At 58.2% G+C, this 4054-nt stretch carries 2 protein-coding genes; one reads left to right on the top strand and one right to left on the bottom strand.

Annotated elements, in window-relative coordinates; translation table 11 throughout:
• Positions 1 to 413, top strand: a 413-nt coding sequence (locus ACTHUT_RS14815; protein ID WP_440418972.1) for a cold-shock protein, incomplete at its 5' end; no start/stop codon positions are given.
• A 93-nt stretch (positions 414 to 506) separates the two neighbouring features.
• Here the strand turns inward: ACTHUT_RS14815 and smc are convergent.
• Positions 507 to 3992: a chromosome segregation protein SMC gene (gene smc, locus ACTHUT_RS14820; protein ID WP_440385628.1), complete on the bottom strand. Its 3486-nt coding sequence runs from the start codon at positions 3990 to 3992 to the stop codon at positions 507 to 509.
• Positions 3993 to 4054 lie beyond the last annotated feature (62 nt).

Here is a 4054-nt window from a genome sequence, read left to right on the forward strand (position 1 = left end):
CCGCCTTCACCACCCTTACCCGCCTTCCGGCCGAAGGGCAACACATCTCCTTCAACATCACAGAAGGCCGACGCGGCCGCAAAGAAGCCGAAAACGTCTGCTTCGCCCTCGATTGCGCCGACTGCTTTGACGTCCTCGTCCCTCCCCCCGAAAAACCCCTCGCCGGCAAACAAGCCATCGTCGGCTTGATTGCCGTGATCTTCGTCTGCAGCATTTTCGCCGCCTTGTGGTACGGCCTCCACTTTTCCGACAACACACCAAAAGAGCCGGCCGTCAAAAAACAAGAAACCATGGTTCACGAAGTAGCCGCCAAAATCGAAGCCGAACGCAAAGCATGGCGCGATGCGGTCAACCGCAGCAACCAACGCGCAAAGCAACCTCAACGCGCAAAAGATAATACATCGAAACAATAACGCTTTATCCAATACAAAAAGGCCGTCTGAAAAAATGGGAAGATGAAATGATAGATTTCTTCCTCATTCTTTCAGACGGCCTTTATTCTTACCTCAATTCGGTTCGGCCATTTCCAACGCCTGTTTGATGTCCACGGCAACGACGCGTGATACGCCTTTTTCCTGCATGGTTACGCCGACCAGCTGCTCCGCCATTTCCATGGTCAGGCGGTTGTGGGAGATGTAGAGGAACTGGGTTTGCGCCGACATTTCTTTGACCAGGTTGCAGAAACGCGAGGTGTTGGCGTCGTCCAGCGGGGCGTCGACTTCGTCCAAGAGGCAGAAGGGGGCGGGGTTGAGGCTGAACAGGGCGAACACGAGGCTCATGGCGGTGAGGGCTTTTTCGCCGCCGGAGAGAAGGTGGATGGTGCTGTTTTTCTTGCCGGGCGGGCGCGCCATGATGGACACGCCGGCGGTCAGGAGGTCGTCGCCTATCATTTTGAGGGTGGCTTCGCCGCCGCCGAACAGGGTCGGGAAGAAGGTTTGGACTTTGCCGTTGACGGCATCGAAGGTTTCTTTGAAACGCGCTTTGGTTTTGTCGTCGATTTGGGCGATGGCTTCTTCCAAAAGGGTGATGGCGGCCTGCACGTCTTCGCTCTGGCTGCGGTAGTAGCCGTCGCGTTCGCGCGCTTCTTCGAGTTCTTGCAGGGCGGCAAGGTTGACGGCGCCGAGGGCTTCGATTTGCTGGGTGAGGCTGCCGATGCTGCTGTTCAATACTTTCGGCGATTCTTTCGCCAACGCTTCGAGCGCGTCCAAATCGGCGGCGCGTTCGGTCAGGTTTTGATGGTAGCGTTTGGCGTTAATCAGGGCTTCCTGCTGCTGCAACAGGGCGGTTTGGGTGGCTGCCTGAAGCTGCGGCAGCTTGGTTTGCAGGGCTTGTACGCGGGCGTATTGTTCCCTGCCCTGCTCCTGAATCTGCGCGAGTTTTTCCTGCACGGCGATGTATTCTTCGTCCAGCGTGTGTACGGCTTCGGTCAGCTCGTCGAGCTTGATGTGCTGCTCGTCGTTTTGGAACTCAGTTTCATAGGCAAGGGCAAGCTCTTGCTGGCGTTCCTGCCAGTCTAGGGTTTGCTGTTCGAGCCGGGCGATTTGCTGCTGGTAGTTTTGTTTTTGCTGGTTGAGCTTGTGGACGGCAACTTCAGCCAGCCCGTATTGGCGGTTGGCTTCCAATAGGGCAAGCTGCGCCTGTTTCAGACGGCCTTGCTGCTCTTGGCGGCTGTGCGCGGTGGTTTGCTGTTGGTGTTCGAGTTCGGCGGCGGCTTCCTGCAAAGTAGCGATGTCGTCTGAAAGCCCGTCGGACGTGTGTTGCAACACGGTCTGCTCTTCCGCCAACTGCGCCAGTTCGCGCTCGATGTGTTCGCGGCGGATTTGCCCTTGGTTGGTGCGCGCCAGAAGTTCGGCGGCGCGTTGCTGCGCCTGGCTGTACTGGCGCGTGTGCTGCTGTTGCTGCTGCATCAGATTTTTATGTTGCACTTCGGATGAGCGCACGGTGGCCTCCGCCTGTTTGAACGCGGCTTCGGCGGCGGAAAGTTCGGGGGCGAGGTTTTCCAGTTCGGACGCGATGCCGTCGAGACGCGCTTTTTGGGCAATCAGGCTTTCCTGCGCGGGTTTGGCATAGAGCAGGACGCTAACTTTGTCGACCTGATGGCCTTCGGGCGTGAGCCAGATTTGGTGTGCGCCCAAATCGTTTTGATGCGCGAGGGCGTAGCTCAAATCGGGCGCGCACAATACGCCGTCGAGCCAGTGGTGCAATACCGTCTGAAACGGCGGCTGCGCTTGGATTTGGTTCAGCAATGCCTGTACGGGCAGGGATTTTTTGATGCCGCCGGAGAGGTCGTCTGAAAGCCATGCCGCCTGCCCTTGCGGCAAAGGCGCGGGAGGCACGAAACCGTGCGGCACGGCGCGGGCGTGCAGGCGTTCGGCAAGGATGACGGACAAGGCGTGCTGCCACTCAGCGGGCGCGGTGATGTGTTGCCACAGTTGCGGCGCGGCGGCGTGGTCGGTTGCCTGCCAGAAGTCGGCGGCTTCCTGCTGTTGCGACAGGATTTGCGACAACGCCTGCTGCTGTGCCTGCAAGGTGATGTGTTGCTGCTTCAGGCTTTGGAAACGGTTTGAGGCCGTCTGAAACGCCTCGCGGACGGCGTGTAAGGCTTCTTCGGCGGCAATGATTTGTTCTTCGTAATGCTCTTGCTGGCTTTGTAACAAGGCGGCGGCTTCTTGTGCGGCGGCGGTTTCGGCTTCGTCGGGCAGGTTCAGGGCTTGGTTTTCCTGTTTCAGACGGCCTTTGCGCTCTTCGTGCTTGGCAACGGTTTGTTCGGCATGGGCAAGCTGCTGCTGCTTCAACGCCAGTTCGCGACGGATGCGGTTTGCCTCGTCCTGCTGGGTTTGGAAGGCGGCGTTAAGCGTGGCTTGGGCTTCTTCCAATTCGGGCAGACGCTCTTCGTGTTCGGCAACCTGCATCGCCCACTCTGCCAATTCGGTTTGCTTTTCTTCTACCAGCAACTCGTTTTCTTCCAGCTTCACGCGGATTTGCTGCTGCTCCTGATGGATGCGTTGCAACTGCGCCTGAGCCGCCTGCTTGTCGCGTTCGATGCGTTGGTGCAGGTTTTGTTGATGGCGGATTTGTTCTTCCAAACGGGCAATCTGCTCGCGCAACACGCCGCGTTTGTTGCTCAATTCGTGTACTGCCTGCTGCTGCGACTGCTCTGCAGTCTGCAAGGCGTGTACTTCGTCATTTAACGCCTGAACCTGCGCGGCGGTTTCGTCCTGCTGCGCCTGCAAAGACTGATGTTGCGCGGTCGCCTTATCGGCGGCGGCAAGCGATTGCTGCCATTGGGCGTAATCGAGCAAATCCTGTTGTTGGTTCAACTGCGCGGTCAGGGATTTGTAGCGTTCGGCAGTTTCGGCTTGTTTTTCCAGCTTCTCCACCTGACGCGCCAACTCGTTCTGCAAATCGCCCAAACGCTGCAAATGCTCGCGCGTGTCTTTCAGACGGCCTTCCGTCTCCTTGCGGCGTTCCTTATATTTGGACACGCCCGCCGCTTCCTCGATATAGGCGCGCAACTCCTCCGGCCGCGCTTCGATGATGCGCGAAATCATCCCCTGCTCGATAACGGCATAACCGCGCGCACCTACTCCCGTACCCAAGAACAAATCGGTAATGTCGCGGCGGCGCACGGTCTGATTGTTGATGAAATAAGTCGATTCGCCCTGACGCGTCAGCTGCCGCTTGATGCTCACCTCGGCATACTGCCCCCACGCACCCTGCAAACTGTGGTCGCTGTTGTCAAACACCAGCTCCACCGAAGCCCTCGGCGCAGGACGGCGCGTCGCCGCACCGTTAAAAATCACGTCCTGCATACTCTCGCCGCGAAGCTGCTTCGCCGAAGCCTCGCCCAACACCCAGCGCACCGCGTCAATCACATTCGACTTGCCGCAGCCGTTCGGCCCGATAACCGCAACAAGCTGCCCCGGAACATGAATCGTGGTCGGGTCGGTAAAAGATTTGAAGCCGGAGAGTTTGATGTGGGTCAGGCGCATGGCAATGTTTCGAATCGGAAAAGAAGGCGTATTTTAACGGAAATACGCTTATCCGTTGAGAG

The sequence above is a fragment of the Neisseria sp. P0022.S010 genome (assembly GCF_051956635.1).